Here is a 26,557-nt window from a genome sequence, read left to right on the forward strand (position 1 = left end):
GCCAAAGATAGCAGCCGATTGCACACTTGCTACCAGGCAGCGCATAAAAATTTACAACCCCGGCCCGGATGCCGCGTAACCTTCCCTGCCGCCGCAAGTATAGCGGCTACAGAAAGCGCTGGCAGCTGTCTGCCATCACAGAATCCTACGATTTCATTTTCCTCTCTCCATGAAGAAACTACCCATACTCCTCGCCCTGAGCTGCGTTTCGTTCACGGCCGCCCAGGCCCAGCAGACGCCCGGCGGCTCGCAATCGTCTACCAACTACGCACCCGGCACCAGCGACTCGCGCAACAACGGCTTCGGCGTGAAGGCGGGCTTCAACCTCTCCGACCTGCGCGGCGGCGACAAAGGTGCTTACAAGCAATTGGAAAGCCTGAAATCGTACCACGCTGGCGTGTATGCGCAGTTTGGCCTCAACGATAAGGTGTCGATTCAGCCGGAATTTCTGTTCACTCGCAAGGGCTTCGATGCTGAGCAGTTTGACCGCACCACCGGCCAGACCACCGGCCAGCAGAAGCAAACACGCCTCGACTATATTCAGATACCGGTACTGTTCGTGTACAATGTCCTCGACAATATCAGCCTGCACGTAGGCCCGCAGGCGTCGCTGCTGGTGAAATCCAAGATTGCTGGCGAAGAGCGCCAGATTTCCAGCGTGGGCCTCAATAGCTTGGAATACGGCGTGGTTGGCGGCGTAGAAGCCCGTGTAGGCCCTGCCCGCGTGGGTGCCCGCTACGACCTGGGTTTGTCGGATATCTACAACGACCCCAAGGATGCTGGCTCTGCAGCCTACGACAACGTGAAAAACGGTGTATTCCAGGTGTATGTAGGCATCGGCATCAACAACTAAGCAACCGGTTTCCGGTTGTTTGCCCTGAACTTGAAAAGGAAGCCTTTGGCTTCCTTTTTTCGTGTCAACTTTTCTCTGATTCTATGACTCCTGACAGCCTCATGGCGGCTACCGACCCGCTGGCCGCAATTAACCACGCCCGCGAGCTGCTGGCGGAGCGCGGCATGGGCGTGCTGGGCGCGTGGGCCCTGCTGAGCCTGCTGGTGAGCGGCTACCAAGTGATGCATGCCGACCCGCGCTCCGAAACCCGCTACTTCCACCTCATGAACGTGGGCTGGGCTTTCGTGAATACGGCCATTGCCGTGTGGGGGCTGCTGCGCGCCAACCCCAACCACATAGCCGGCTTGCCCCTGGCCGAAAGCCTGGCCGCGCAGTTCACGTTCGAGAAGATTCTGCTGTTCAATGCGGGCCTCGATGTGGCGTACATCTGCTGCGGCAGCTGGCTGCGCGCCCGGGCCGCCGCTACTGCCCCGCCCGAAAAGCTGCTGGGCTACGGCCGCTCGTTGTGGCTGCAGGGCGGGTTTCTGCTGCTGTTCGATGTGAGTTTTTATCTGGTGTACCACCGCTACGCGGCGGAGCTACTGGCGCTGGTTGGGTAGCCGGAAAACAGAAAGCGCAAAAAAACGCCCCGCTGACAACTGAGGTCAGCGGGGCGTTTTTGCCAGGGGCGGCGCGGGGCCACCCAGGACTTACTTCTTGCCTACCAGGGCTTCCTTAATTTTCTCGTTGAAGTTGGGGATGTCCTGCGGGTTGCGGCTGGTGATAAGGTTGCCGTCGACTACCACGGTTTCGTCAACCCAATGGGCACCAGCGTTTTTGATGTCGGTTTTGAGGCTGGGCCAGCTGGCGAGCTTTTTGCCGCGCACCACATCGGCCTCAATCAGCAGCCACGGGCCGTGGCAGATGGCGGCCACCGGCTTGCCGGAGCGTACAAACTCACCGATGAAGCTGATGACGGCCGGCTCGGTGCGCAGAATATCGGGGTTCATCTGGCCGCCGGGCAGTACCAGCGCATCGTATTCGGCCACTTTCACGTCGCCGATTACCTTATCAACGCTCACCTTATCGCCCCAGTCTTTCTCGTCCCAGCCCTTGATGGAACCGCTTTTCAGGGAAATAACGTGGATTTCGGCGCCTTCGTCTTCCAGATACTTCTTGGGTTTCTCCAGTTCCGATTGCTCGAAACCGTCGGTGGCCACAATGGCGATGGTTTTTCCTTTGAGGCTGTCGCTGCCAAATATAGACATGGGTAGTAGTGTAAGTGGTTGGGAGGAAAGAACAGAAAAGGCCGGTTGCGCAACGCAACCGGCCTTTTCATTAACGGCAATCAGGTACCGGAGTTGGTACAATATCCGGCCTTATTCTTCGCGGCGCAGCTGCTTGAACTGCTTGCGCACGGTTTTCACCCGCTCATCGAACCCATCAGGGTCGTAGTCGACGTGCTCCACATCCAGCTCGCTGAGCATCTCCATCAGGGCCGCCGAGTGCTCGGAGCGGGTGCCGGCCCGCGCCGACACAAAGGCCATTTCCGACCACAACAGCGCCTTGAGGCGCTGGCCGTCGTCGCTGAGCATCTGCATCTCCACCACCAGGTTGGAGTTGTCGAAGTGGATGAGCTGGGTGCGGATGCTCACCAGCTCGCCGTGGTTGGCGGGGCGCAGGTAGCTGAGGTGGTGCTTGGTAATCACCCAGGCCGCGTTCTGCTCGCGGGAAAGCTCGCCCAGGTTGAGGGCGTAGTGCTGGATAGTGTGCTCCTCGCGGGCGTTCAGAAAGTAGTCGAGGTAGCGGGCGTTGTTGAGGTGGCCCATCATGTCGCAGTCCTGAAAATGGATGCGGTGCGTGGTTTCGGGCGTTTGAACGAGGGGCATGAATGTAAAAACTGATTAGGAAGGCAACAGAAAGCTATCGGCCACCACGTAGTGCGGCTGGGGCTTGCGGGCGTCGGTGGGGCTGTCGAATACGATGAGGATATGCTGGTCGTCGAGCAAGGCCATACCCTCGGCCTTATCCTGGCCGGAAGTGGGGCCGGAGCCGTGCGGAATGTCGCAGAGGCGCTGCAGCTTATCGGGCCCGATGAGGCTGTCCTGCTCGCAGCGCAGGGCATCGGGCCAGCAATATACCGCAATGGTACCGTCGAGGTCCATGGTGGGGCCGGCCAGCAGCAGCAGGTCGGAGCCACGCTGGCGCAGCTCGCGCAGGCCCATACCGCTCAGGTCGAGGAAGTGCTTTTTGTAGTATTTCTCGGTGGCGCCGGGCACTTCATCAAGGCGCAGGCGGCCGTGCTTGTCTTCGCGCGGCAGCAGTTCCAGTACCACTGCCCAGCCCCGCAGCACCGGCCCGCGCAAGCCCACAAACAGCCGCCCGTCGGGTGCCACGGCCAGCCCCTCGATATCGAAGCCGTTGTCTTTGCCTGGAATGGTCATGAAGGGTTTCAGGTGGATATCCTGGGCCAGCAGATCCAACAGGTCGTTGGAATCGTCGGTGCCGCGCAGCTGGGCCGCCCGCAGCGTTTGGGTGGGGTCGGTGGGGTGGGGTGCTTCTTTGTGCAGCTCGTAGTCGCCGGTCTTGGGATTAAGCAGCAGCGGAATGCGCGCCAGCAGGTAGCGGCTGGGTTCTTCGGCCACTTTGGCCAGCTTGGCAATCTGCTTGGCAGTGTCGGCGTCGGTGGGGTCGGGCTGCTTGCGCTTGAGGCTGTGGGAGCCAATAACCCAGAGGTAATTCTCACACTCCCCCAGGCCCTCAATGTCGATTTCCACGTTGGCTTCCTCGTTGGTGAGGTCCAGCAGATCGGCCAGCTCGTAGCGGCAGTGCTCACCAAATTCGTGCGGGCCCGTCAGGCGCAGCCGCTCAATGCTGGTGCGCTCATCGCAGCTCAGCCAGAGGTTATCGCCGGTGCGCAGCACGGTCGAGAGACCGTCGCGTACGTGCTTGCCAGCCTCATTGAGGCTGAGCTTGGGATTGAAATGGAGCTGGTAGGGTTGGCGGCGCATACTACAGGAACGCTATATACAAGGTGGAACCGTGCCAACGCACCTGCCGCCGGAAAGTTTTGGCGTGCTCCGCCAGCGGCAGCGCCGGGCCGCTGGCAGCGCTAGACCCGCGGCGCTATTTGCCGGGCGGCGCGCTCAAAAAAGGGCATGCCGTGGCGGACGGCGAACTGCTGCACCAGCGCCAGCAGCCGCTCTGTTTCCGAAGTATCGGCTGCGGCCGCAAAGTGCAGCTGCACCAGCCACAGATGCACCTGATAATAGTCCAGCAGCCAGCCGCTTTCTTCCGGCCGAAACACAGCCGGCGCATACGCCACGGCAGATTCCGTGGGCTGGGTGCGCAACCGGGCCACAGCTTGAAACGCCCGCAGCAACTCGTTGTAGACGTTGTGCTCCAGCGTGGCCAGCTCCGGAAACGCCAGGGCCGTGTATTCCAGCCACGTGTGGAGCTCCTCAAACTGCGCGCTCAGCAACAGGGCCTCCGCCACGAAGAAGTGGTACCCCGCCGGAAACAGGTTGTAGAAGGCCGGCATCGCCGGCGGCGGCATGGGCGTGCGGGGCACGGCGGCGGCCTGCTCCCGCAAGCGCATCAGCAGGCTGGCCGGCAGCGGCTGCCCGGGCGTCGCACTCCATGCGCCCATAATTTCGGCAAAAGCGCGGCGGCCGCGCGGAAAGGCGTGGGTTTCGGCCGGCACCGGCAGCGCCAGCAGCTGGGCCAGCCGGCGCTGCCAGGCCGGTTCGTCTTCGGCCAGAAACTCGCCAACAAACAAGGTGCCGTGCCCGAACAGCTGGGCTTCGGGAGTGCGCTTATGCTGCAGATAATGGGTTAGCACTTCGCCGTATGCTCCATTCAGGTGTGCCATATCCACGAACGACTCCACGAAATACTCCTGCCCGGCCGGGTGCGCCGCCAGCCGCAAAGCCAGCGGGGTTGCCGGGCCGGTGGGCACCGCCGGCCGGGTTACACGGCCCAGAAAATACCCCAGCAGCAGGCGCTCCGGCGGGGCCAGCCGCTCCATAGCCAGCAGCTCCGGAATATCGGTCACCTGGGCCGGGTAATCGGTGGCCGCCTGCCGGGTAACGGCTTGGCCGAAAGCGGCGAAATCAGGGTGGCCAGCGTAGCGGGCCAGGGTGTCGAGGGTGTGTAGGTGGTAGCCACCCTCTTTCTCCACGAGGCCAAAAAACCGCCGCAGCGTGCTGGGGCTGAGACGCCGGCCCGTAGTGCCCGCCGCCCTGCGCAGCTCCGCCTCCAGCGCGTCGCAGTGGCTGGGGTAGCGCAGTGGCTGCCCGAAACGAGTAGCAACGGCATTGCGCAAGGCAACGTGGAGAGGCGTGGGAAGCGTGGGCATTAAGAAGGGGCGGAATCAGGGGCCAAAGAAAAAAGAAATTTTTGGCCTTTGCGCCATGGCTGGCCCGCAGCGCACCTTTGCGCAAGTTCTATCAGCATAGCCATGAACGCCGGCCCCGCCACGCTACTTACGCACCCGGGGAGCCGCTCTGGCAGCTGAAGGCGCTGCTGGAACAAAAGCTGATTATTTGGGTCGAATACAATGAGCGGCGGGCCTTTAGCCTTGCCCGTCTATGACTTATTAAGCTAACAACTACCTGATCAACAATTACACACCCTCTTTATTCAATACCTTTATATTCCAATACAGAAATCCCCTTGCGCCACAAGCACAAGGGGATTTTATCTGATAGTGCCACTCCCACTTTAGCGGCAGCTTTGGCGCAGCTGCTCCAGCCGTCGCACTATATCCTTCACTAAGGCTTCGTTGGTGGTGTAGAGGCTCATGGTGATGGTCGTGCTGGCGTTTTTGGCCTGCCGCTTCACCCGCAGCTCGTATATCCGGCGGCCATCGTCGTCGGTGTCGGGAGCATAGGTGAGGGCCGTTACATCCGGCCAGTCGAACCCCATTTTCATCTCGAAGCGGCCATTATCGAGGTTCACGGACCAGTCGGAGCTGCCTTTGCTGACGCTCACGGCCACCGGCTGGCTCATGCGCACGTCGGCGTCGGTGTCGCGGACGGTTTGCAGCACGTGGCAGCCACTGAGCTCCAGCGTCACTTCCTGCGACGGTTTGCGGGGGTCGCGCAGCAGCTCATTTAGCTGCCGAGCCAGGGCCTGCTTTTCTGTCTTGACAGTGGTTTGGGCAGAAGCCGCACCAGACTGCACCAGCAGGCCTACAAACAGGAGAACAAGTAGTTTCATGGCAGCATAGCCTACAGACGTGAACCCAAAAATGGGCGGCCGGAAAAACCAGCCTCTTCTGCAGATGCAGCCGCCTGAACATCAGTTGCCTGCGAGCCGAAATTTCATAGAAGTGCCCCGGCCCCTAGCCGCTAGTTGGGCTTGCGGGTCTGGCGCTGGGCCTGCATCTGGCGCTGCTTGGTTTTCAGTTGCTGGTACTGGGTGGGCGTGAGCACCTGCTGCAGCTCTTTGTCGGAGGTGGTGATGATGCGCTTCTGCTCGGCCAGCAGCGCCGGGCGGTTGTTGCCGAACTGCTTCTGGGCCGCATTGGCCTGCTCCGCAACCCCCGACAGAATGGCCCGCACCTTCTGGCGCTGCTCGGCGGTCAGGTTGAGCTCCTCGGTCATGATGTCGGTCATGTCGCGGGCGGCGGTGGGCGCTACCACAGGTGCAGCAGCCGGCGGGGCTGTCGATACCGATTTGGCTTCGGGAATGGCGTTGTTGCGGCGGGCGCAGCCTACCGACAGCGTGGCCAGCAGCAGCAGCGAAAAAGAGAGTTGGGAGAGACGCATAGGATAGAAACGAAAACAGGCGTGTGCCTCGCATACGCGAGAAACAGGGTTTTCGATCATCGTTTGCCGGCTATATTCTGCGTGAAAACCGAAGCGTGCTGTCTAGCCTGCAAACAATATCATTGCATTGGTGTGCCCAGACCGGCAGCATATCTCTGCTCCCAGACACCCAGCCCGGCCTCACAACTCCGCCGTGGCAGCCACCGCACGCAGGGCGGCAGCCGGGGTGGCTGCCTTCATCTGCTGAGCCGTGTAGTGGGCCAGCGCCATCACCGTCAGCATCGGGTTGACGCCGCTGCAGGCCGGGAAGGCTGAGGCGTCGGCCACGAACAGGTTTTTGACCTCGTACAGCTCGCCGGTGGGGCTGGTGGGGTGCGTGGCCGGGTCGCCGCCCATGCGGCAGGTGCTCATCTGGTGGGCACTGTAGAGCCCGAACTGGTTGGGTTTCCAGCTCAGGTGCGCCAGCTGATCCAGCACTTCGGGATTATCAATTTGGCCATTTTTCACGCGCAGCATGGGCAGCGTGCCGTGGGGCAGCAACACCGTGTGGGCCCCGGCCGCGGCATGAATTTCGGCCGCGGCCCGCACGCCGGTCAGCATGTTGGCGCGGTCGTGCTCCGAGAGGGTGTAGTCGATGAGGGCCTGCCCGTGCTTGTCGATGCTGACGCGGCCGCCGTCCCGGTCGCGGGTGAGCACAATGAACGAGCCGATGTGGTCGGCCTGCTGCATGAGCTGCTTGTGCTGGCGCCCGTTGAGCCAGGGGATTACCATGCTCATCAGGCCCACGTGGGCGGGCGGCGTTTCGAGCTTGGCGCCGTAATTGGTGCCATTAAGCATCGTGAAACAGTCGTTCACCACCGACATGCTGGGCCCGAACCACGGGTGCATCGGCCGCTCATACATCCCCGACACCACCACCGTGGGGTGCAGGTTGAGGTGGCGCCCGATGTGCGGATGCTGCAGGCCACTACGCAGCAGCAGCGCCGGCGTCTGGATGGCGCCACCGGCCACCACCACCCGCCGGGCCCGCACCGTCACGCGCACCGGGCGGCCGTCGGCGGTGGTGTGCACGGCCTCGGCGCCGGTGGCGCGGCCGTCGGCAATCGTGACGCGCTCCACCCGCGTGTCGGCCAGCAGGCGCGCACCGTGCTCGAAGGCCTGCAGCAGGTAGGTGTTAAGCGTGCCCTGCTTGACGCCGTGTGCGTCACCGAGGGTGGTGTAGCCCAGGGCCTGAAAGTGGGCGTCGGAGTCGGTGAGACCTTTTTCGTTGCGCGGAATCAGCTTCACTTCCTGCCCCAGTTTGGTAGAACCGTCCCAGAGGGCCTGGTTCTGGCCGTTGTGGCGGGTGTAGTCGATGTTCACGCTCAGGGCACGGCTCACGGCATCGAGGCTTTTCTTGAACTCCAGCGTGGCCACGTGCGGCAGCTGGTGCTCGCGCGCCCACTCCTGCAGCACGTAGTCGGGGGTGCGGAACGCGCCGGCCCAGTTGACGGTGGTGCCCCCACCCAGGCAGGAGCCGGCCAGCACCCCGATGCTGCCGTCCTGGGTGCTGAGCGCGCCTTTGGCATCATAGAGCTTGCCCAACATGTCTACTTCGCGCTGCGTGAAGTCGCAGCCGTGGCAGTAGGGGCCTTTTTCCAGCACCAGCACGTCGTGGCCGGCGGCGGCCAGTTCGCCGGCTACCACGCCGCCGCCCGCGCCGCTGCCAATCACCAGCACGTCGCAGTCGTAGGTTACGTCCTGGGTCGGCTGCAGCGTCCGGATGGGTTTGGCGGTGTCCACCGGCAGGTCGGCGGGCAGCGGGCCGGCGTAGCCGACACTGTCCCAGACCGGGTTGCGGCCGCCGGCTTCGGCACCGCCGTAGAACAGAATCAGCAGCAGCTTGCGCAGCGCGTGGAAGCCTTTGCGCAGCTGCGGCACGTTGCTCTGGGCCCAGCTCTGCAGCATTTTTTCGCGCTGGGCGGGCTGCAAACGCACAAACGGCCGCAGCGGGCCAAACCACGTGAGGCCCAGCGTCGGCGAGTCGAGCAAACCCAGCAGCTTCAGAAACTCCTGCCGCGCGGCGGCGGGCTGCTCCTCCAGAATCTCCCCAATCTGGTTGACATCGATGCCCTCGGAGCCACTTCGCTGCCAGAACGCCGCGTGTTCGGCGGGGCCGTCTACGGCAGGAATGAAGGTATCGGCGAGGGCGCGCAGGGTGGCGCGCTGGGCTTCGGTGAACTGCATGGCACTGAGAACGTCAGGGTGGGAAGCCGGTAAGCGGTAGTCGGCCCGCCGGCTCCCAAAAGTTCGCACTTTTTCCGCAGAAATACTCGGCTTGCATACGAAAACTAGTGGGGTGATGAGGTGACAGGTGACAAAGGAAGAACGTCATTCCGAGTGGAGCGAGGAATCTCGCCAGTGTGGTAAATGATTCTACCACACTGGCGAGATTCCTCGCTCCGCTCGGAATGACGTTCTGCATCACCCCATCACCCCATAACCTAAAACTCACCTAAAACTCACAGCCAGCGCAGCAGCAACCGTACCATGCGCTGCACTTTGGGCGTGTAGGGCGGGTAGAACTGTTTGATGCCGGTGACGCCGATCCGCTGCTTGAGCACGGATTTTTCGTTGCTGAAGGCCAGGAAGCCGGCGTGGCCGTGCGCGCGGCCCAGGCCGCTGTTGCCGGCCCCGCCAAACGGCAGCTCCGGGTGGGCCAGGTGCAGAACCGTTTCGTTGACGGCCGCGCCGCCGGCCGGAATGTTGCCCAGCAGGTAGCGCTGGTTTTCCTTGCTTTGGGTGAAGACGTACAGCGCCAGCGGCCGGGGCCGGGAATTCACCTCGTCGGCGGCCTCCTGCAGGGTGCGGAAGGTGCGCACCGGCAGCAGCGGCCCGAAAATTTCTTCCTGCATGATGCGGCTGTCGGGGGCTACACCCTGCAGCACGGTGGGCTCGATGAAGCGCTGGCTGGCGTCTACGTGGCCGCCCAGGGCCAGCGTGGCGCCGTGCAGCTGGGCATCTTCGAGCAGGCCAGCCACCCGCTCGAAGTGGTGCTGGTTGACGATGCGGGCAAACGAGTCGGAGCCGATGACGCCCTGCCCGGCGGGGTCGTAGAAGCGACGCACCACAGCCCCGATTTCATCCAGCAGCGGCTGCTGCACGCTTTCATGCACCAGCAGGTAGTCGGGGGCCACGCAGGTCTGGCCCGCGTTGATGCCCTTGCCCCACACGATTTTCTCGGCCGCGTCGCGCAGGTTGGCGGTTTCGTCCACGATGGCCGGGCTCTTGCCGCCCAGCTCCAGCGTCACGCTGGTCAGGTGCTCGGCGGCGGCGCGCATCACCACCTTGCCTACCTGTGGGCTGCCGGTGAAGAAGATGTGGTCGAAGGGCAGGCGGAGCAGCTCGGTGGCCACGTCCTTGTCGCCTTCCACCACCGTCACCTCGGCCGGGTCGAACAGCTCGCGGGCCATGCGGCCCAGCAGCGCCGCCACGGTGGGCGTCATTTCCGAGGGCTTTATGATAACGCAGTTGCCGGCGGCCAGCGCCGAAATCAGCGGGTCGATGGCCAGGTAGAACGGGTAGTTCCAGGGCGCGATGATGAGGCAGACGCCTTTGGGCTCGACCTGCACCCAGCCGCGCGCACCCAGCAGGGCCAGCGGCGTTTCGGCAGGTTTGGGCTCCATCCACTCCTTGAGGTGGCGCAGCGTGTGCTTGATTTCGGTTTGGGAAGGCCAGATTTCCGAAACGTCGGTTTCGGTGGTGGGCTTGCGGAAGTCGGCGTAGAGCGCCTGCTGAATGGCGGCGCGGTTTTCGGTAATCCAGCGGCCCAGCTTGCGCACCCGAACGGCGCGGGCCGCGGCATCCTCGCGGCGCAACCCGGCGCTGCGGGCCTGCTGCTGCGCAAACAGGTGGCTGATGGCTACTGAAGCAACGGACTCGGGGGCAGACGGCATATTGGGAGGGGAAAAGCGGAACAGATGAGGCGTGAAGCTGATACGTGCTACGGGCGGCTTCGATCAGCCAGCGGCCTGCCAAGAGGCGGGAAGTTAGTGGTTAGCTGCTGGTTATCAGGCAGGCAACCAACAGCCGAAAACCTACTGGTCTGTAAGCAGGCAACGCAGCCAGCACCAATGTCCTGCAGCGCTTCACTGCAGCGGCAGGCGCGTAAACAAGCAATAAAAATCTATTTACCAAGCCATTATATATCTGAAAGCCGCACGAATTGCCGACTGGTTTACCGTAATTTCGCCTTGCCAATCTGCTATTTTCCTAGAAACATGCTTGATTTTCAAACGCTTGCTGCAGTGGATACTACCCACCACCAACGCAATGCGGCAACGGCCCCGGGGTTATCGGGTGCGTTGCATCCCCGGCGCCGCGGCCGCCGGCGGCGCCCGACCCCAACCGCGCTGCACGCTACCGGTGGGGGCAGCCCGGCACCTGTGTCGCCGCCGCTACCGGAGCCCCTGCACGAGCCGCTGGAACGCCTGCAGCAGCTGCTGGAGCTGCTCAGCAGCCGGTTTCCCGACTACGATGAGCAGGAGTTGAGCCGCCCACTGCAGCCCGGCGGCTGGTCGCGCCGCCAGATTCTGGGGCACCTGCTCGACTCGGCCACTAACAACTACCGGCGCTTCGTGCTCTGCCAGCTGGAGCCCGAGCCCTACCGCATGGTGCCCTATCAGCAGGATGGCTGGGTGGCCTGCGGCGCCTACCAGACGGCCCCCGCCGCCGAGCTGCTGCAGCTCTGGACGCTCTACAACCGGCAGTTGGCCCGCCTGCTGGCCCAGCTCACGCCCGCCGCCCTCGGGCACCGCTGCGAGTTCGAAAACGGCTACACCGTAACGTTGGGCTGGGTGATTGAAGATTACGTGGTGCATCTGGAGTACCACATCCGGCAGATTATCGGCTGAGCAACTGCTGGTTTGGGGGGCGCGGGCACTATCCGGGGGGGTGCGCCGTTAGGGGAGCCTGTTCATTGGTTTTTCTGAATGTTAGTTCTGTTTCCGCGCCCGTTGCGCTGCGTACGCCGGCTGATTTTGCCGACGGTTTTGGCTTTATTTTCCTTGAATCGGGCCGTGGCTGGCCCACCTCCGCGCCCCCGGCCGGCGGGGCTGCATCTGCAGGTACGGCGCGTGGCGCCCAACGTATTTGTACACACCTCCTACCACCGCTACGCCGGCAAAACCGAGCTGGCGGCGTCTAATGGACTCATAGTGAGTACCAGCAAAGGCGCGCTGCTCATCGACACGGCCTGGGACCCGGAGCAGACACTGGAACTGCTGCGCTGGGTGGCCGACAGCCTGCACCAGCGGGTGCGGCTGGTGGTGGTGTCGGAGGCACAGGAGGCGCGGCTGGGCGGCCTGGCCGTGCTGCGCGCCAACGATATTAAGGTGTACAGCACGCCACTCACGGCCAAGCGGGCCGCCCGGCTGCCCTTCGGCGCGCCTACGCCGGCCATCAAGCCGTACACGGTCATCCGAGCGGGCCGCACGAAGCTGGAACTGTTCTTCCCCGGCCCCGGCCACAGCCCCGATAACCTGGTGGCGTGGCTACCCAAACAGCGCGTGCTCTTCGGCGGCGACTTGGTGCAGGAAACCGCCGCGCAGCTGCTGAGCAGCACGGCCGAAACCAACCTGAAGCAGTGGCCCGCCACGCTCCGCAAGCTGCAGGCCCGCTACCCGCAGGCCGAAGTGCTGGTGCCCGGCCGCGGCCAATGGGGCAGCCCCGATCTGCTGGCTCATACGCTGCAGCTGCTGCGCAACGCCCCGCGCAAGCCCCAAACGGCGCTCAACGGCCGGTAGCAGAGCGTGAGGTAGCGCCCTCGTCAGCAATACCCATAGGCTGAAAATGAAAAAAGCTGAGACCTAACGGCCTCAGCTTTTTTAACGTCCGTCGACGAAATCGGCGAACGGGCCAGCGGCAAAATTCCCACCCAATGCCACTGGATACTGGCGGCAGACAGCGCCGGCGCACTCTCTGCCTGCTGGCTTGCACCAGCTATATTCTGTTAGAAAAGACGGATAAGCTGCGTTTCAACTCCTCCACCGTCCGCTTTTTATTGCTCTTGAAACCAGGCCATTGCTGCCGAAAAAAGCCGGCCGAAACCGACGGCCGGCAGCAGGCCTGAATCGTGACACAATTTCGGCAGTTAATCAGGGGGTTACTACGTCGTAGTTAGCCGATGCAGGTGCTGTATTGACTTAATGTGTTAATTTCGCAAGAAGTATCAGCCAGTAAAGCATTACTCCGCCATGAAGCTGCAGTTTGAGCCCATCCATCCGACCGCCGACAGCTCGTTTACGCTGCTGCACTACACCCAGGTGCAAAGCGCCGGCCTGCTCTGGCACTACCACCCCGAGTACGAGCTGGTGTACATTCCGCAGGGCAGCGGGCGGCGGCACATCGGGCAGCATATTTCGCGCTTTGAGGAAGGTGAGCTGGTGCTTATCGGGCCCGACCTTCCGCACCTCACGTTCAGCTACGGGCTGCCGGCCGGCACGCCGTTCGAGGAAATAGTGGTGCAGCTGCGCTCCGACTTCCTGGGGCCGGAGTTCTGGCAGCACCCCGAGCTGGCTGATATCCGGCACCTACTGGCCCGCTCGCACGAGGGCCTGTCGTTCGGGGGTATGACGCGCGCGGCGGCCGGCGACCTGCTGCGGGAGCTGCTGAACGCACCACCTTTCGCGCGCCTGCTGCTGCTGCTGCAGGTGCTGCAGCGCCTGGCCCAGGCCGCCCCCACCGACTACACGCCGCTGCACGCCGGGGCCGGCAGCCAGGCCCTGAGCGGCAAGGAGCAGCAGCGCCTGAGCCGGGTGTATCAGTTTGTGGAGCAGCACTACTTCCGGGCTACGCTCTCGGTGCAGCAGGTGGCAGAAGTGGCGCATCTGTCGGTGCCGGCGTTCTGCCGCTACTTCAAGAAGATGACGCGCCTCACGCTCACCGAGTTTCTGCAGGAATACCGCGTGGGCCAGGCCTGCCGCAGCCTTATCGACGAGGAGCTGTCGGTGACGGAAGTGTGCTACGCCAGCGGCTTCAACAACCTGTCGCACTTCAACAAAACCTTCCGCCGCTATACCGGCTACAGCCCCACCGAGTACCGCAGACAGCGCGCAGCAGCGTAAGCGGAACGCGGGTCGCCGGCCTGTTGTATAGCAGATGATGCCGGCCCTTCCTGACCTGAACCCGCCCCGCCACCGCGTTATTCCGACGCTACGCTGGATGCTGCCGCTGCTGTGGATGCTGCTGGGCGCCGTGCCGGCCGGGCCGCCACCTAAGCCGCTGCTGCTGCTGCCCGCGCCGCTCGGCATTCAGGCCACCACCTTCTCCGTTGCCGATGTGCGCGACGACCGGGCCGACCGTACCGCCGTGGCCTGGCTGCTGCCGGTACCGGCCCGCCCAGGCGCTCCGGCTGGCCCCGCCCTCGCCACCGACCTGCAGGGCGGCGCCGCCGAGGCGTTGCGGCAGTTTGTTTGGAAAAGCCTGCCGCGCACCACTGGTCAGAGGCCCATCGTCGTCCGGATAAAGGAGTTGCGCGTGCAGGAAACGGCCGCGCCGGGCGGGCAGGTGGAAGGCCGAGTGAGTGTGCGGCTGGCCTTTGAGTGGCAGCGCCCCGACGGGCCGCCGCTGCTGCTGACCGAGTACCGCGGCGGCGCCCGCTACGGCCGCCCGCTGACCAGCCCGGCCCTGGTGGAGCCCACGCTGCGCCAGACCCTGGCCGACGCCCTGCGCTACTTCAACGGCTGGATGACGCAGGCCGCCGACCACGACGTGCGACTCGCCACGGCCGTGCAGCCCACCTTCCGCCAGGACCAGCGCCAGACCGAGCCCGACACCCTATTCTACGACCCCACGCGCCCCTTGCGCTGGGCGGATTTCACGGGCCGGCCACAGCCGGGCGAGTACGCGGCCACGGTGTTTCCGGGGTTTGCTTACCGGGGGCAGCCGCGGGTGGTGCGCGGGGTGGTGCAGCTGGGCCTCACGCTGCAGGTGTTTGTGGTGCGCAGCAGCTCCTGGGTGGGGCCCGGCCAGCAAACGCCCTACAACCTCAACCACGAGCAGCGCCACTTCGATATCGTGCGGCTGGTGACCGAGCGGTTCCGGCGCAAAGCCACCGCCGACAGCCTCACGGTGGAAGACTACAACAGCATCCTGCAACTGCAATACCTGAAGTCGTTCACCGAAATGAACCGCCTGCAGGACCAGTATGACCTGGAAACCCGCCACGGCCAGGACGCCGCCACCCAGGAGCGCTGGAACCAGCGCATTGATGCCGAACTGCGTGGCTACGGCGTTATCCAATAACGGACGCTGGCTCCTGCCACGCAAAAGCCCCCGCACCAAACTGGTACGGGGGCTTTTGCGTGGCAGGAGCCGCGGAGAGCTAGTCTTTCACTTTCACCTTGCCGTCGTCAGCGTCGCGCTTTACTTTAGTACCGTTGGAGTACTCGGTTTTCCGGTCGCCATCCTTATCGATTTTCACCGTGGTGCCGTTGGAATACACGATTTTGGTTTCGCCGTTTTTCTTCTTGTCGTACTTCACGACGCTGGGGCCCGTGCGGCGCGCCGGGGCGCTGCGGGGAGCTTCCTCCACCACGCGGGTTTCCGTTACGGTGTAGGGCGTGCCGGCGTAGTAGGTGCCGCGGTTCGACGAGTACGTGTTGTACTGGTTGGGGTCCGTAACGATGGTGCGCACCTCGCGGTCCGTGTCGTCGTTCACCTGCCGGATGGCAGCGTAGCGGCCGGTGGTGTCAGCAGAATAGCTGGTTTCGATGTCGTTGAGGCGACGGCCGCGGGTGTAGTAGGTCTTCTCGATGCGCGTCACGACCACCGTATCCGTCAGCTTGAGGTCTTCGGCAATCCGGTTGGCGAGCTGGTCGGCGTCGGTGCGGTAGGTGGTGGTGTCCACGCTGTTGTTCACTACCACGGCCGTATCTGCCGAAGGAGTGGTGGCGGCATCAACGGCGGCAGGCTTATCCTGGGAGCAGGAAGCGGCCAGCAACGTGACAGCGGCCGAGACGAAAAGAAGGGTCTTGTGCATAAAAGAAAGATCAATGGAAACAGCATATAGCCCACTGGCTATAATGGGGCCTGTTACGGCTGAGGTTGCGGCGAGGTTACGACCAAAGGTTGCGGCTGGGGTGATGGCAGGCCCGTTCGGCTGGGAGCCAATAAAAAACCGCCGCAGCCAGGCAACGCCTTAAGCAACTCCGGCATCTAGCCTCCTGTACGCTGTCGTTGTCTTCTTTTTCCCTTTACCCTCCCCTGCTCATGCGCACTTTTTCCTGCTTTCGCTCTGTGGCCGTGGCCGCTGTTTTCAGTGTAGTTTCCGTAGCAGCCGCGCAGGCCCAGCAGCTGCGGGCCGTGGGCTCGTTCAACAAGCTGCAAGCCAGCGGAGCCTGCGACGTAGTGCTGGTGCAGGGCGCTACCACTGAGGTAAAAGTGCAGACCGAAAGCGACCTGGAAAAGTACATCGTGACGGAAGTGCAGAACGGCACGCTGCAGATCTACCGCGACAAAAAAGCGCCCAGCCAGCTGTTCAACAACAAGAAAGTGACGGTGTACGTGACCTGCCCGCGCCTGACCGGCATCGAAACCAGCGGCGCCTCCGACATCAAAAGCACCTCCACGTTCACCGCCGACAACTTCACCATCCAGGCCAGCGGCGCTTCGGATGTGACGCTGCGCCTTGAAGCCAAAATGCTGACCGTGCGCGCTTCCGGTGCCTCCGACATCAAGCTGGCCGGCCGCGCCGAGCGCCAGCAGGTGCAGGTGAGCGGCAGCAGCGACTACCACGCCGCCGAGCTGCAAAGCCGCACCGCCGACGTGCAGGCCTCCGGCACTTCCGACGCCTCCGTTTTCGTGGAGGAAAGCCTGACCTCGCGCGCCTCCGGTGCCAGCGACGTGCGCAACAAAGGCAAAGCCCGCGTGACGCGCTAAGCCACCACGTACAAGAAACAGGGGCCAACAGCGCGTCTGACGCGTTGCCGGATCCGTTGCACAGGAGCGCGAACTTTGTAGTTCGCGCTCCTGTGGCTTTCTGGGCAAACGTTGCCGCCGGCAATGTTGCCGCTGGCCGTATGTGGCGCAGGCAGGTCGGCAGCGGCTTTCGTAGCTTCGTGCCGCCAATGCGCCGGGCTGCAACCAGCCTGGTTGGCGCCGGCCGGCCGGCCCGATTTCAACTGGCTGCTCCCTGTTTTCTGTTACATGAACCACCGCCATTTCCTGTTGCACAAGCCGTTCGGCTACCTCAGCCAGTTTCGCAGCGAAGACGCCCGCGAGGCCCGCAAAAAGAAGTTTCTGGGCTTGCTGCACGACTTCCCCGAAGGCACCATGTCCATTGGCCGCCTCGACGAGCACAGCGAGGGCCTGCTCCTGCTCACCACCGATGGCCGCGTGAGCGAGCGGGTGCGCCGCAAAGACGTGGAAAAGGAATACTACGCCCAGGTAGATGGCCTCATCACCGACGAAGCCGTGCGACGGCTGCAGCAGGGCGTGGAAATTAGCATCCCCGAAGGCAAGTACCTGACGCTGCCCTGCGCCGCGTTCCGCCTAGAGCAGGCGCCCGACCTGCCGCCCCGCACCCGCAAAATCCGCGACGACCGGCACGGCCCCACCAGCTGGGTCAGCATCACCGTGACGGAGGGCAAGAACCGCCAGGTGCGCAAAATGACCGCCGCCGCCGGCTTTCCCACGTTGCGGCTGGTGCGGGTGCGCATCGGCAGTATTGTGCTGGGCGGCCTGCAGCCCGGCGAAGTGCAGGAGGTAGGCGAACTGCTGTAACAAACCGGTTTAGACTACAAACTCAGCACTAAAAAACCCATTTCCCGAAAGAGGAATGGGTTTTTAACTTTTTGCTCGTGCCTCGAGAAACTAGGCATTCACCACGCGGCCACCGTTGGGATGCAGCGTCTGGCCCGAGAAGTAAGAGCCGTCTTCGGATGCCAGAAACACGTAAGCCGGCGCCACTTCCGATGGCTGCCCGGCGCGGCCCATCGGCGTATCGCGGCCGAACACGGCCACTTTGAGCGCGCCCGCCGACGACGGGATGAACGGCGTCCAGATGGGGCCCGGCGCCACGGAGTTCACGCGGATGCCTTTGGAAGCCAGCTGCAGCGCCAGCGCCCGGGTGAAGGACGTAATGGCGCCTTTGGTGGAGGTGTAGTCGATCAGCTGCTCATTGCCGGCAAAGGCATTCACCGACGACGTGTTGATGATGGAGTCGCCTTCTTTGAGGTGTTCCAGCGCGGCCCGCGTGATGCGAAAGAACGACTTGATGTTCAGCTCGAAGATGGAATCCAGCTCCTCGTCCTTAATTTCGGTGAGGGAGTCGTGCCAGTTTTGCTCGGCGGCATTGTTTACCAGGATGTTGAGGCCACCCAACTCCTGCACGGTGCGGCGCACCACTTCGGCGCAGAAGGCAGGCTGCTTCAGGTCGCCGGGCAGCAGCACGCAGCGGCGGCCTTCGGCCTCCACCAGGCGCAGCACTTCCTCGGCGTCTTCCTGCTCGCGGGGCGTGTACACGATGGCGACGTGGGCACCCTCGCGGGCAAAGTGCACGGCCACGGCCCGCCCGATGCCGGAGTCGCCGCCCGTAATCAGAGCTACTTTGTCGCGCAGCTTGTTGGCGCCCTGGTATCCTTCGCGGATGTACTCGGGCTGGGGCGTCATTTTGGATTCCAGGCCCGGCTGCTCACTCTGGTGCTGGGGTGGAAAAAGGGATGGTTTATCTGACATCGGAAAGGCTTTATACACGAATAATGAGCCTTTCCTAACGTCTACAGAGGCGGCGCAGTTACGGCCCGGCTTCCACAACCGGCGCCGGCTGCCGCCACCGTGTACCAGCGCCGGCTGGCCAAGCTGTATAATTTCCCACCGTGGGCCGCAACCGAAGCTGCCTCACCCTCCGTATCTTTGGCAATTCGCGGCCCCAACCGCGTGCTATTACGCAATTATTTTTATACCTTAACTGTAGCTCACCCGCCTGGCCTTAACAGCCTCTGCTGTTCGTGAGCCTATTTTGTGAACCATACGGGCTAAATATCGGTTTTTACCTATTATGTAGCTATCGTAACAGGGCTTTCAACATCTCCACACCCGCCATTCGGCAATAATACCACCACATACCACGCATGGGCAAATCGCAGGCAACCTTCGGCAAGAAGGAAAATGAAAAGAAGCGGCTGAAGAAGCGCAACGAAAAAGCAGAGAAGAAAGAAGAGCGTCAGGCCAATGCTAAGAAAGGCCAGCCGCTTGACGAAATGCTCGCCTACGTAGACGAGAACGGCAACATCACGTCCACGCCGCCGGATCCGACCAAGAAGAAAAAGGAAATCAAGGTGGAGGATATCCGCCTGGGGGCCATGCGCCAGGAAGATATGGAGCAGGAAGACCCGATCCGCAAGGGCCAGGTGACCTTCTTCAACGACTCCAAAGGCTACGGCTTCATCAAGGATTCGGTGACGCAGCAGAGCATCTTCGTGCACGCCAACGGTCTGTCGAGCGGCACCACTATCAAAGAGAACGACAAAGTGAGCTTTGAGGTGGAAATGGGCCCGAAAGGCCCAAGCGCCTTCAACGTGAAAGTTGGCGGCGGCGAATAAGCCTCCGGTTTTCTACTATGCCAAGCGGCCGCAGCTCTCCGGAGCTGCGGCCGCTTGGCATTTCGGGCAGAAGGGCAAATGGCAGCTCCGTAAGATCAGGAACGCGGCCGCAACTGGTAACTGATGGAAGCCTGCACCGTCTGGCTGCGCAGGTCGCCGCTGTAGCTGGATAGCGCCGATTCTTTGGAGTTGAGCGATAGTAAGCCCGCCGTACCCCGCAACCCAATACCAAAACCCGATGGCAACTGCACGCCTAGCCCGGCGCATACGCCCACATCGAAGCGGCGGTAGCGGGCGGTAGCCGTACGGTCGATGTCCTTGTAGTAGGGGCCGGTGGTTCCGTAGAACTCGGTTCCGACTTCCCGCGAAGCCAGCTGCAGACTGGCCTGGGGCCCGGCCTCCACATAGAAGCTGCCAAACCGGGCGCGCAGTAGCACGGGCAGGTGCAGGTAGCTTTGGCTGAGGCGGTAGTCGGCGGCGTAGCTAGGATCGGCAAAAACACTTTCCTGCAAACTCAACTGAGTGCGCTGGCGGCTGAACTGCAGCTCCGGCACCACCGAGAAGCGCGTGCCCAGCTTGTGTTCATAGAATACGCCCACTTGGTAGCCAGCTTTGGCGTCGGCGCTGGCCTGCTGACCCTGTTGTGGGGTTTTGGTGGCGATATATGTAGTATTGGCGCCGGCGCGCAGACCCAGCTGGGCGTAGGCGCTGCCGGCCAGCAGCAGCATGCCGCTTAGCAGTAGCAGTTTCATATCCATGGTAGGAAGGAGATAAAGTGGGGATACTGTTTCCTACCAGAGCCTCGGAGGCGGCACCTAGGTTGCATGAGTGCCCCGGAATTGTGGCTGCGCCATTGAGCCCGGAAACTGTTCACCACAGATTGCTTTCTTTGGCCTGCGAACCTTCCTTTCCAGTGGCCTATGTTTCTGCGGTGTGTGCTTTTATGGATGGCGCTGACGCTGGGCGCGGGCCGGCAGGTGGCGGCGCAGGCGTCCTACCTCACCCGCATCCCCGACCCTAAGACTCTAGGCCAGGCCTACGTCAGTGACACCGACCACCTGCTGCAGCCCGCCACCGTGCGCGACCTGAACGAGCTGCTGCGGGCCCTCGACCAAAGCCGCCGCGCCCACATCGACGTGGTCCTGACCCGCAGTATCGGGCAGGAGGTACCTAAGACGGCCGCCACGGCCCTGTTCAACCGCTGGCAGATCGGGGACCGGGAACTGCGCAACGGCCTGCTGCTGCTGTTGGTGCAGGACCAGCGCCGGGTGGAAATCGAAACCGGCTATGGCCTCGAAGCCGACCTGCCCGACATTCTGTGCTTCCGCATTCAGCAGCGCTACATGGTGCCCTATCTGCGGCAGGGCCAGTACGATGCCGCCGTGCGCCAGGGCGTGGCCGCCCTGATCCGGCAGCTCACGACCGGCCGCCTGGAGCCGTCCGACTCGGTGGCCACTGCCTCTACAGACGATGCCCTGGCCCTGACCGACGACCCGACAGCCCCCGAAACTGCCATTTACGCCAGCCCCGACACCATAAATCCCAACGCCTGGACCACGGGCGAGGCCATTGGTATGGGAGTGGGGCTGGTGTTTTTGTTGGTGACGGGCGGGCTGCTGCTGTTCAACCTGAAGCCCACGACCGGCTTCCGCTGGGGGCTGGGGCTGGCCGTGGCGGCGGTGGTGGCGCTGTGGTTTGGCACCGTGCTGCTGGACCTGCCGGTGCCGGCCGGTGCCCTGCTTGTGCTGTGCTACGCGGTGCCGCTGCTGGGCGCGCACGCCTATCTGTGGCAGGTGCAGCAGCGTCTGGCGGCCCTGGCCGGCCAGAGCCGCCACGCCCGCTACGTGTTTCTCAGCGAAGCCCTGCACGGCCTGGGGATGCTGCGCTACGTGTTTCCGCTGGGGCTGGTGTGGCTGTGGCCCCGGCAGCAGCGCCGCCTGGCCGACCTCCGCGACGAGCCTTACACCTGCCCCACCTGCGCCCACCCCATGCACCGCCTCGACGAAGCCCAGGACGACGCGGCCCTGCAGCCCGGCCAGGTAGCCGAGGAGCGGGTGGCCTCCGTGGACTACGACGCGTGGCAGTGCCCGACCTGCCAGCAGCAGCTACTCCTGCCCTACGCCAACCTCGCCACCGAAGCCAAGGCCTGCATCATGTGCCGCTACCACACCGCCCAGCCCCAGCCCGACGAGGTAATGGAGTCTGCTACCACGTCGCACGGCGGCTGGGGGTGGCATGTGTGGCACTGCGCTTTCTGCCAACACACCCAGCGCACCAAATACACCACCTCCCGCCTGTCGTCGTCGGGTAGCTCGTCGGGGTCTTCGGGGACGTCGGGGGGCTCCTGGTCGAGTAGCAGCGGCGGCAGCTCGGGCGGCGGCGGGGCCGGCAGCAGCTGGTAGCGGGACGGCTTTGCGGTGGCTTTTGGGGCACTTTCAGGTGGGGCGGTAAAGTCGTATGTTGCGCCGCTTTACGGGAGCGGCCTGGTGCTGCCCGTGCTTTATCGTGCTATGCTTCCTTTATTCCGGCGCGGCCTGCTCAGTGGCCTGTTGTTTTTCCTGCTTCTCTCCGCGGCCCTGGCCCAGACTGCTCCGCCCGATCCGGAGCTGAATGCCTTCTACGACCAGCTCAACGCCTACCGCACCGCCCGCTACCAGCCCCTGCCCGACCTGGAGGCCCTGCAGCTGCCGTCCACGTTTTCGGGGGCCGACCTGCGGGCCCTGAATCTGCAGAGCCGCCACATCGTGCGCATCGACCTGGTGTACACGGCCTTCAAACTCAACCCCACCTTCAACCAGCGCCAGCTCAACCTGAGCCGCATCCGCAACCTGGCCGCCGCCGTGCCGGGGCTGCTGCAGGACGAGTCGGTGACGTGGACGCTGGTGGAGCAGACGGGCTGCAAAAGCCCCATCGAGTGCCAGCCGTTTTTCCACGGTTTCGTGGTGTACGTGGCCCGGCACGCCACCGCCGCCACCAGCCGCGCCGACCTCGACAGCCTCACGCGCAAGCTGCGCCTGCTGGAGAAGAAACGCCCCAAAGCCAGCAAGAAAACACAGGGCAAAAAGGTGGCCTGCAACCTGCCCGCCGGCCGCTTCACCAACCGCCAGATGGCCCGCAGCCTGCGCCGCCTCTACAAATGCCCCCAGCGGGAGGCGCAGGTGGTAAAGTTTCAGCTGACCATGGCCGCCGACGGCACCATCCGGACCGTGCAGGTGCTGCCCACGGCCCGGCCCGTGTGTACCGCCGAGCTGGAAGAAGCCATCCGCCAAAGCGTGGCCTTCGCCTCGGGCTTTCCCATCAACCGAAAGATGTTTCCCTTCACCGCCAAGGGCGTTATCCGGCTGCCGCTGGGGCCGTTTCAGCTGCTGGGCGAGGCCGACATGGGCTTCACCAACTTTGCCCTGCCCGATTCGGCGGCCCGGCTCTACCGGGTGCTACTGAAGAAGAAAAATAAGCAGCACAAAAACGACTACTGCGAGGCGCGCATCACCAAGAAAGGCGAGCTGCTGGCCGCCGCCGATACTGCCGCCACTGAGGAAATACCCCTGCCCGCCGATGCCAACGTGGTCAGCCGCGTAATGCAGCGCCACCCCGAATGGAGCAAAGAATTAGTGGTGACCGACGCCACGGGCAGCATGTTCCCCTACACCTTCGACCTGCTGGCCTGGCTGCAGCTCAGCGCCCTCGAAGACGAGAAAACCTTTGTATTCTTCAACGACGGCAACGACCAGCCCGACAAGGACAAGCGCACGGGCAAAACCGGCGGCCTCTACCACGTAAAAAGCGCCAGCTACGAGGCCATCAAAGCCAAGCTGATTGAAACCATGAAGGCCGGCGGTGGCGGCGACGCACCCGAAAACGACGCCGAAGCCCTGCTCTACGCCCAGCAACTGGCCGCCGCCCCCGACTCCGCCGAGCTCATCCTAATTGCCGACAACTACACCTTCCCCCGCGACACCAAACTCCTCAAAAACACCACCGCTCACGTGCGCATCATCCTCTGCGGCGTCCGTGACTACATCAACCCCAAATACCTCGCCCTGGCCCGCAAGCACGGCTTCAGCCTCCACACCATTGAGGGCGACATCGAGAATCTAAGCAAGCTACTGGAAGGCGAAACCATCACCATCCAGGGCCAGCAGTACCAAGTGACGAAGGACGGGTTTAAGCTGGTGCAGAAGACCTGATTAACTGCCCTCCTTCTTTACAATTACCCTTCTCGGGTAGCCTGTCAGCAACCGGGCAACGTGCTTTCCTTTCTTCTCTTTTCACTTTACGCTACCCACTATGTCAGAGCAGGAAATCGAACCAGAGAATTCGTCTTCCGGGGCACCCATTTACCGTTACGAAAATGTAGAACCCGAACCGTTTAGCCTGGCATCCGGCGACGAGGATTCTATTGAGGCTATTTCGAGGCACATCGAACAGCACGTTGGCCCTGTCACCGGGGTTTTTCACGAGCTTATCTCGGACAAAGTGCACTTGGACGTTCACATCGTGGCTCCCACCAAGGATTTTCCCTTTTACACGCTGGTCACATCCGGCATGAGCGACCTGCCCATGACTGTGCCCGCTGATCCGGCATGCCCTGCGTATGCAGAACTGTGCATCCTCCTTCCCAGCACCTGGCCCCTGTCAGACGTTGGGCAGGCAGACTCTACCCCAACGGACGAAGCGTACTGGCCCATCGGTTGGATGAAGTTTATTGCCCGTTTTCCACACGAATATCACACGTGGCTAGGGTCCGGCCACACCATCCCGAACGGGGAACAAGCCGAGCCTTATGCCGCTGATACAAAACTGGGCTGCATGCTGCTACTGCCTTCTATCAGCTTACCGGAGGAGTTCCGGGAACTGCGCGTAACAAACGAAAAAACCATCCACTTCTACTGCTTGTACCCCATTTACAAGGAAGAGATGGAGCTAAAAATGAAGAAGGGCACCGATGCGTTGCTCGATGAGTTCGATGAAGCCGGCATTTCCGACGTGATAGACATAGCCCGTCCCAACGTGGCCAAAAAGAAGGGCTTCCTGGGTTTGTGGTAGCTGGCCACACACTCTAATACCGAAAAAGCGACGGCAACTCCCGGGAGTTACTGCCACGCACCCGCTCGGCTGTGCCGAGTGAGGCTTACGCCTGAGGGGCTGTGCCCCGAATCCGTCCACATTGCTGGCGCAGATTTGGCAGACGCGCGCAGCATAGTTGCTGGGGCGTGGGGCTCACTCGGCGCAGCCGAGGGAGGGCGCAGAGGATATTTTACTCTAATGGCCTATGAAACTTCCATTCTTATTATTCCTGCTTTGCGTTGGTGCCTGCTCGCCGCAAGATGATTCTACTGCCTCCACCAACCACCAAGCCCCGGATAGCCGCTCTGCATCGTCCAACTCAACTCCCGCACACATGCCCACCTACGCCGAAAACCTGAACGCCACTAAACACGCTTACACGTTCGCTGCCTGGCGTGCCTCCTACCACAACGGCCTGGAGCAATACACGCCGGAGAACTGCGACGCGGCCCAACGTATTTTCGATACGCTCATTGCCGACCTAATTGCGTGTGGTGAGCAAGCCTCGGAAAAACAGAAAGTAGCCTTGTTTCAGCAGGCCATTGAGGCGACGAATGAGCTGCCAGAAGACATGATTGAAACAGGCGAGCGGGAACAGCTGTGCGAACTGACCAACACCATTACGCTGGCTTGTGGCCTGCAGCCCGAGAAATACGGCGACGGCGAAGGGCTGGCGTCGGAGTGGCGCGAATGGTAACGGCCCCACAACGCCAGAAGCGGCGGCAGCTCCTGGAACTGCCGCCGCTTCTGGCGTTGTGGGGCAAGGGAGAGGTTATAGAGTAGGCAACTGACTTCCTGTTACCCTCACGCCTCAGCGTTTGGCGGGAGCATGCAAGCGTTGCAGCGCACTATCTAACGCTGTATCGGTAGTGCCCTGGGGGTCCGGCGCAATGCGTTCGGCGGGCACGAAGTTTTCCCGGGGCTGGCCGTTTACCTGGTAGAGCCGCTCGGTAGGGATGTTGAAGCCGAACGTGGAATTGGGCAGCCTAAATGAGGTAATAGCCCCGTTGAGGCGCGCCATTTCGGTGCCCATGATGGTGGCACGGCGCATGGCATCCAGCCCGATGGTGATGCCCTCGCCCATGCTGCTCGTCCAGTGGCCGACCAGTACCACCAGGGGCCGCGTGTACGGCCGCGGGCGGGGCGAGACAATTTCCAGCGTGCTGCGCCGGATGCCGAACTGCCGTTCCTCGGCCGGAAACTCATGGCGCTGGTAGGGCTGCTCCTGCGTGAGGAAGCGGCCCAGGATAGCGCGGGCCACGGTGGTGTTGCCGCCACTGGGTGTATCACGCAAATCCAGGATGAGGCCAGTGGTGTTGGCCAGTGCGTCCAGCGTGCTATCGAAGGCGGCAATCAGGCGGTTGTTACCGAGGCTGTTGTTGATTCTGATGTAGCACACGGTGCCTAGCTGCCGGCTTTCCAGCAGCGACCGGGCGTCGCGTTGCTCCAGCTGGGCGGTGGGGATATCGGGGTAGAGCACCCGCAGCCGGCCTTGGGCGCGCACCGTCAGCTGGCGAGGGGTGCGGTGGTCACCGGCCAAGGCCAGGTTCAGGGCCAAGTTGCGGGCGGCTGCATCCACGGTTTTCAGGGTGCGGCCCAGCAGCGGCGGCAGGGCCTGGGCTACGGGCACCTCGTTGATACTCACTATTTCCATACCCGGCCGCAGCCCAACCCGCTCGGCACCGTAGCCAGGGCGCACGGCCATTACCACCGGCTTACCCTGCTCGAACTGCGCCCACACGTCGGTGCCGGTCGGGACCAGGCGGCGGGAGTCGGGCAGGTTGGTGGAGAGGCTGGCGTGGTTGTCGCAGAGCTCGTTGAGGGCGTTTTCCAGCAGCCGCACAAACTGCGCCCGGGTGCTCACGCCGGCTACCTGCGCGCCGTAGAGCTCACGCACCCGGGCCCAGTCGGTCTGCTTCTTGTCGAAGTAGCAGTAGTTGTCGTTGACGGTGGTCCAGAAGTAGTCGAAATCCTGCTGGTACTGCGCGGGCGTGAGGGTGGCCTGGGCCCGAAGCGTGCCGGGCAGCCCGAGCAACAGCAGCAGCCCGCAGGCGAAGCGGAATGAAATAGTCATTGGGGCGAAAAATTAACGCCTGTAAAATACACAACCCGTATGCGTCGGCGCAAAGCCCGTTCGACCAGATGTAGAGACGCGACACTTCGCGTCTCGTCGTTAGCTCCGCTGGCCTTCGGCTGCTGAGGTTGTTATACCTGCCCGGTTCCAGCCGTTCAACAACGAGACGCGAAGTGTCGCGTCTCTACACATATGCAAGCACAAAAAAAGCGGCTGCAACTCCTAGGAGTTG

Annotated in this window: 25 protein-coding genes; 13 read left to right on the forward strand and 12 right to left on the reverse strand. The window is 62.9% G+C overall.

The genetic code is table 11. The annotated features are described in order from the left end of the window. Positions 1–169: 169 nt before the first annotated feature. The gene (locus O3303_RS13280; protein ID WP_269558876.1) at positions 170–853 is read left to right on the forward strand and encodes a porin family protein; all 684 of its coding nucleotides are present in this window, start codon (positions 170–172) and stop codon (positions 851–853) included. Positions 854–936: 83 nt separating this feature from the next. Continuing rightward, positions 937–1,452: a DUF6992 family protein gene (locus O3303_RS13285; RefSeq protein ID WP_269558877.1), complete on the forward strand. Its 516-nt coding sequence runs from the start codon at positions 937–939 to the stop codon at positions 1,450–1,452. A gap of 90 nt (positions 1,453–1,542) precedes the next feature. Here the strand turns inward: O3303_RS13285 and O3303_RS13290 are convergent, their stop codons facing one another. The 8 genes from O3303_RS13290 to O3303_RS13325 all read right to left on the reverse strand — a co-directional run bounded on the left by O3303_RS13290 (position 1,543) and on the right by O3303_RS13325 (position 10,538). Beyond that, on the reverse strand, positions 1,543–2,100 hold the full coding sequence (locus tag O3303_RS13290) for a type 1 glutamine amidotransferase domain-containing protein (RefSeq protein ID WP_269558878.1): 558 nt from the start codon (positions 2,098–2,100) through the stop codon (positions 1,543–1,545). A gap of 111 nt (positions 2,101–2,211) precedes the next feature. Next, positions 2,212–2,721 carry an acyl-CoA thioesterase gene (locus O3303_RS13295; RefSeq protein ID WP_269558879.1) on the reverse strand — a complete coding sequence of 170 codons (510 nt, stop codon included), beginning with the start codon at positions 2,719–2,721 and terminating at the stop codon, positions 2,212–2,214. A gap of 15 nt (positions 2,722–2,736) precedes the next feature. Continuing rightward, entirely contained in the window at positions 2,737–3,843 is a 1,107-nt protein-coding gene (locus O3303_RS13300; RefSeq protein WP_269558880.1) for a DUF3616 domain-containing protein, read from the reverse strand. 101 nt (positions 3,844–3,944) lie between these two features. Continuing rightward, complete coding sequence (locus tag O3303_RS13305) at positions 3,945–5,189, reverse strand: hypothetical protein (RefSeq protein ID WP_269558881.1); 1,245 nt, start codon at positions 5,187–5,189, stop codon at positions 3,945–3,947. Between the two features lie 365 nt (positions 5,190–5,554). Then, on the reverse strand, positions 5,555–6,052 hold the full coding sequence (locus tag O3303_RS13310; protein WP_269558882.1) for a hypothetical protein: 498 nt from the start codon (positions 6,050–6,052) through the stop codon (positions 5,555–5,557). Between the two features lie 131 nt (positions 6,053–6,183). Continuing rightward, positions 6,184–6,603, reverse strand: a complete 420-nt coding sequence (locus tag O3303_RS13315) for a hypothetical protein (RefSeq protein WP_269558883.1) — start codon at positions 6,601–6,603, stop codon at positions 6,184–6,186. Between the two features lie 180 nt (positions 6,604–6,783). Then, positions 6,784–8,829 (reverse strand): GMC family oxidoreductase N-terminal domain-containing protein, encoded by a 2,046-nt coding sequence (locus tag O3303_RS13320; RefSeq protein WP_269558884.1) that lies wholly within the window; start codon positions 8,827–8,829, stop codon positions 6,784–6,786. Between the two features lie 275 nt (positions 8,830–9,104). Then, a complete protein-coding gene (locus O3303_RS13325; RefSeq protein ID WP_269558885.1) occupies positions 9,105–10,538 on the reverse strand; it encodes an aldehyde dehydrogenase family protein in 1,434 nt (477 codons plus the stop codon). Positions 10,539–11,027: 489 nt separating this feature from the next. Between O3303_RS13325 and O3303_RS13330 the strand changes: the two genes are divergently transcribed. From O3303_RS13330 to O3303_RS13345, 4 genes are all read left to right on the forward strand, one after another. Further along, complete coding sequence (locus O3303_RS13330) at positions 11,028–11,495, forward strand: DinB family protein (RefSeq protein WP_269558886.1); 468 nt, start codon at positions 11,028–11,030, stop codon at positions 11,493–11,495. A gap of 165 nt (positions 11,496–11,660) precedes the next feature. Continuing rightward, positions 11,661–12,386 (forward strand): subclass B1 metallo-beta-lactamase, encoded by a 726-nt coding sequence (gene bla, locus O3303_RS13335; protein ID WP_269558887.1) that lies wholly within the window; start codon positions 11,661–11,663, stop codon positions 12,384–12,386. Positions 12,387–12,836: 450 nt separating this feature from the next. Then, complete coding sequence (locus O3303_RS13340) at positions 12,837–13,706, forward strand: AraC family transcriptional regulator (RefSeq protein ID WP_269558888.1); 870 nt, start codon at positions 12,837–12,839, stop codon at positions 13,704–13,706. Between the two features lie 34 nt (positions 13,707–13,740). Next, positions 13,741–14,886 carry a hypothetical protein gene (locus O3303_RS13345; RefSeq protein ID WP_269558889.1) on the forward strand — a complete coding sequence of 382 codons (1,146 nt, stop codon included), beginning with the start codon at positions 13,741–13,743 and terminating at the stop codon, positions 14,884–14,886. Between the two features lie 79 nt (positions 14,887–14,965). Here O3303_RS13345 and O3303_RS13350 read toward each other — a convergent pair whose 3' ends face one another. Beyond that, positions 14,966–15,622, reverse strand: coding sequence for a hypothetical protein (locus O3303_RS13350; protein WP_269558890.1), 657 nt, complete (start codon positions 15,620–15,622; stop codon positions 14,966–14,968). Between the two features lie 230 nt (positions 15,623–15,852). Between O3303_RS13350 and O3303_RS13355 the strand changes: the two genes are divergently transcribed. Next, on the forward strand, positions 15,853–16,521 hold the full coding sequence (locus tag O3303_RS13355; RefSeq protein WP_269558891.1) for a head GIN domain-containing protein: 669 nt from the start codon (positions 15,853–15,855) through the stop codon (positions 16,519–16,521). Positions 16,522–16,788: 267 nt separating this feature from the next. Continuing rightward, on the forward strand, positions 16,789–17,364 hold the full coding sequence (locus tag O3303_RS13360) for a pseudouridine synthase (protein ID WP_269558892.1): 576 nt from the start codon (positions 16,789–16,791) through the stop codon (positions 17,362–17,364). A gap of 90 nt (positions 17,365–17,454) precedes the next feature. Here the strand turns inward: O3303_RS13360 and O3303_RS13365 are convergent, their stop codons facing one another. Further along, complete coding sequence (locus O3303_RS13365) at positions 17,455–18,318, reverse strand: SDR family oxidoreductase (protein WP_269558893.1); 864 nt, start codon at positions 18,316–18,318, stop codon at positions 17,455–17,457. Positions 18,319–18,713: 395 nt separating this feature from the next. Here O3303_RS13365 and O3303_RS13370 point away from each other — a divergent pair, with 395 nt between their 5' ends. Then, positions 18,714–19,184, forward strand: coding sequence for a cold-shock protein (locus O3303_RS13370; RefSeq protein WP_187314296.1), 471 nt, complete (start codon positions 18,714–18,716; stop codon positions 19,182–19,184). Positions 19,185–19,279: 95 nt separating this feature from the next. Here the strand turns inward: O3303_RS13370 and O3303_RS13375 are convergent, their stop codons facing one another. Further along, entirely contained in the window at positions 19,280–19,936 is a 657-nt protein-coding gene (locus O3303_RS13375; protein WP_269558894.1) for a porin family protein, read from the reverse strand. A 183-nt stretch (positions 19,937–20,119) separates the two neighbouring features. On the opposite strand from O3303_RS13375, the gene O3303_RS13380 reads away from it, so the two are divergent. From O3303_RS13380 to O3303_RS13395, 4 genes are all read left to right on the forward strand, one after another. Then, a complete protein-coding gene (locus tag O3303_RS13380; protein WP_269558895.1) occupies positions 20,120–21,586 on the forward strand; it encodes a TPM domain-containing protein in 1,467 nt (488 codons plus the stop codon). A gap of 108 nt (positions 21,587–21,694) precedes the next feature. Beyond that, on the forward strand, positions 21,695–23,371 hold the full coding sequence (locus tag O3303_RS13385; RefSeq protein ID WP_269558896.1) for a hypothetical protein: 1,677 nt from the start codon (positions 21,695–21,697) through the stop codon (positions 23,369–23,371). Positions 23,372–23,471: 100 nt separating this feature from the next. Beyond that, the gene (locus O3303_RS13390; protein WP_269558897.1) at positions 23,472–24,230 is read left to right on the forward strand and encodes a suppressor of fused domain protein; all 759 of its coding nucleotides are present in this window, start codon (positions 23,472–23,474) and stop codon (positions 24,228–24,230) included. Between the two features lie 355 nt (positions 24,231–24,585). Further along, on the forward strand, positions 24,586–24,948 hold the full coding sequence (locus O3303_RS13395; RefSeq protein WP_269558898.1) for a hypothetical protein: 363 nt from the start codon (positions 24,586–24,588) through the stop codon (positions 24,946–24,948). 114 nt (positions 24,949–25,062) lie between these two features. On the opposite strand, the gene O3303_RS13400 is transcribed toward O3303_RS13395, so the two are convergent. Then, a complete protein-coding gene (locus O3303_RS13400; RefSeq protein ID WP_269558899.1) occupies positions 25,063–26,325 on the reverse strand; it encodes a S41 family peptidase in 1,263 nt (420 codons plus the stop codon). Positions 26,326–26,557 lie beyond the last annotated feature (232 nt).

This window comes from Hymenobacter canadensis, from assembly GCF_027359925.1.
In the GTDB taxonomy this organism is placed as follows: domain Bacteria; phylum Bacteroidota; class Bacteroidia; order Cytophagales; family Hymenobacteraceae; genus Hymenobacter; species Hymenobacter canadensis.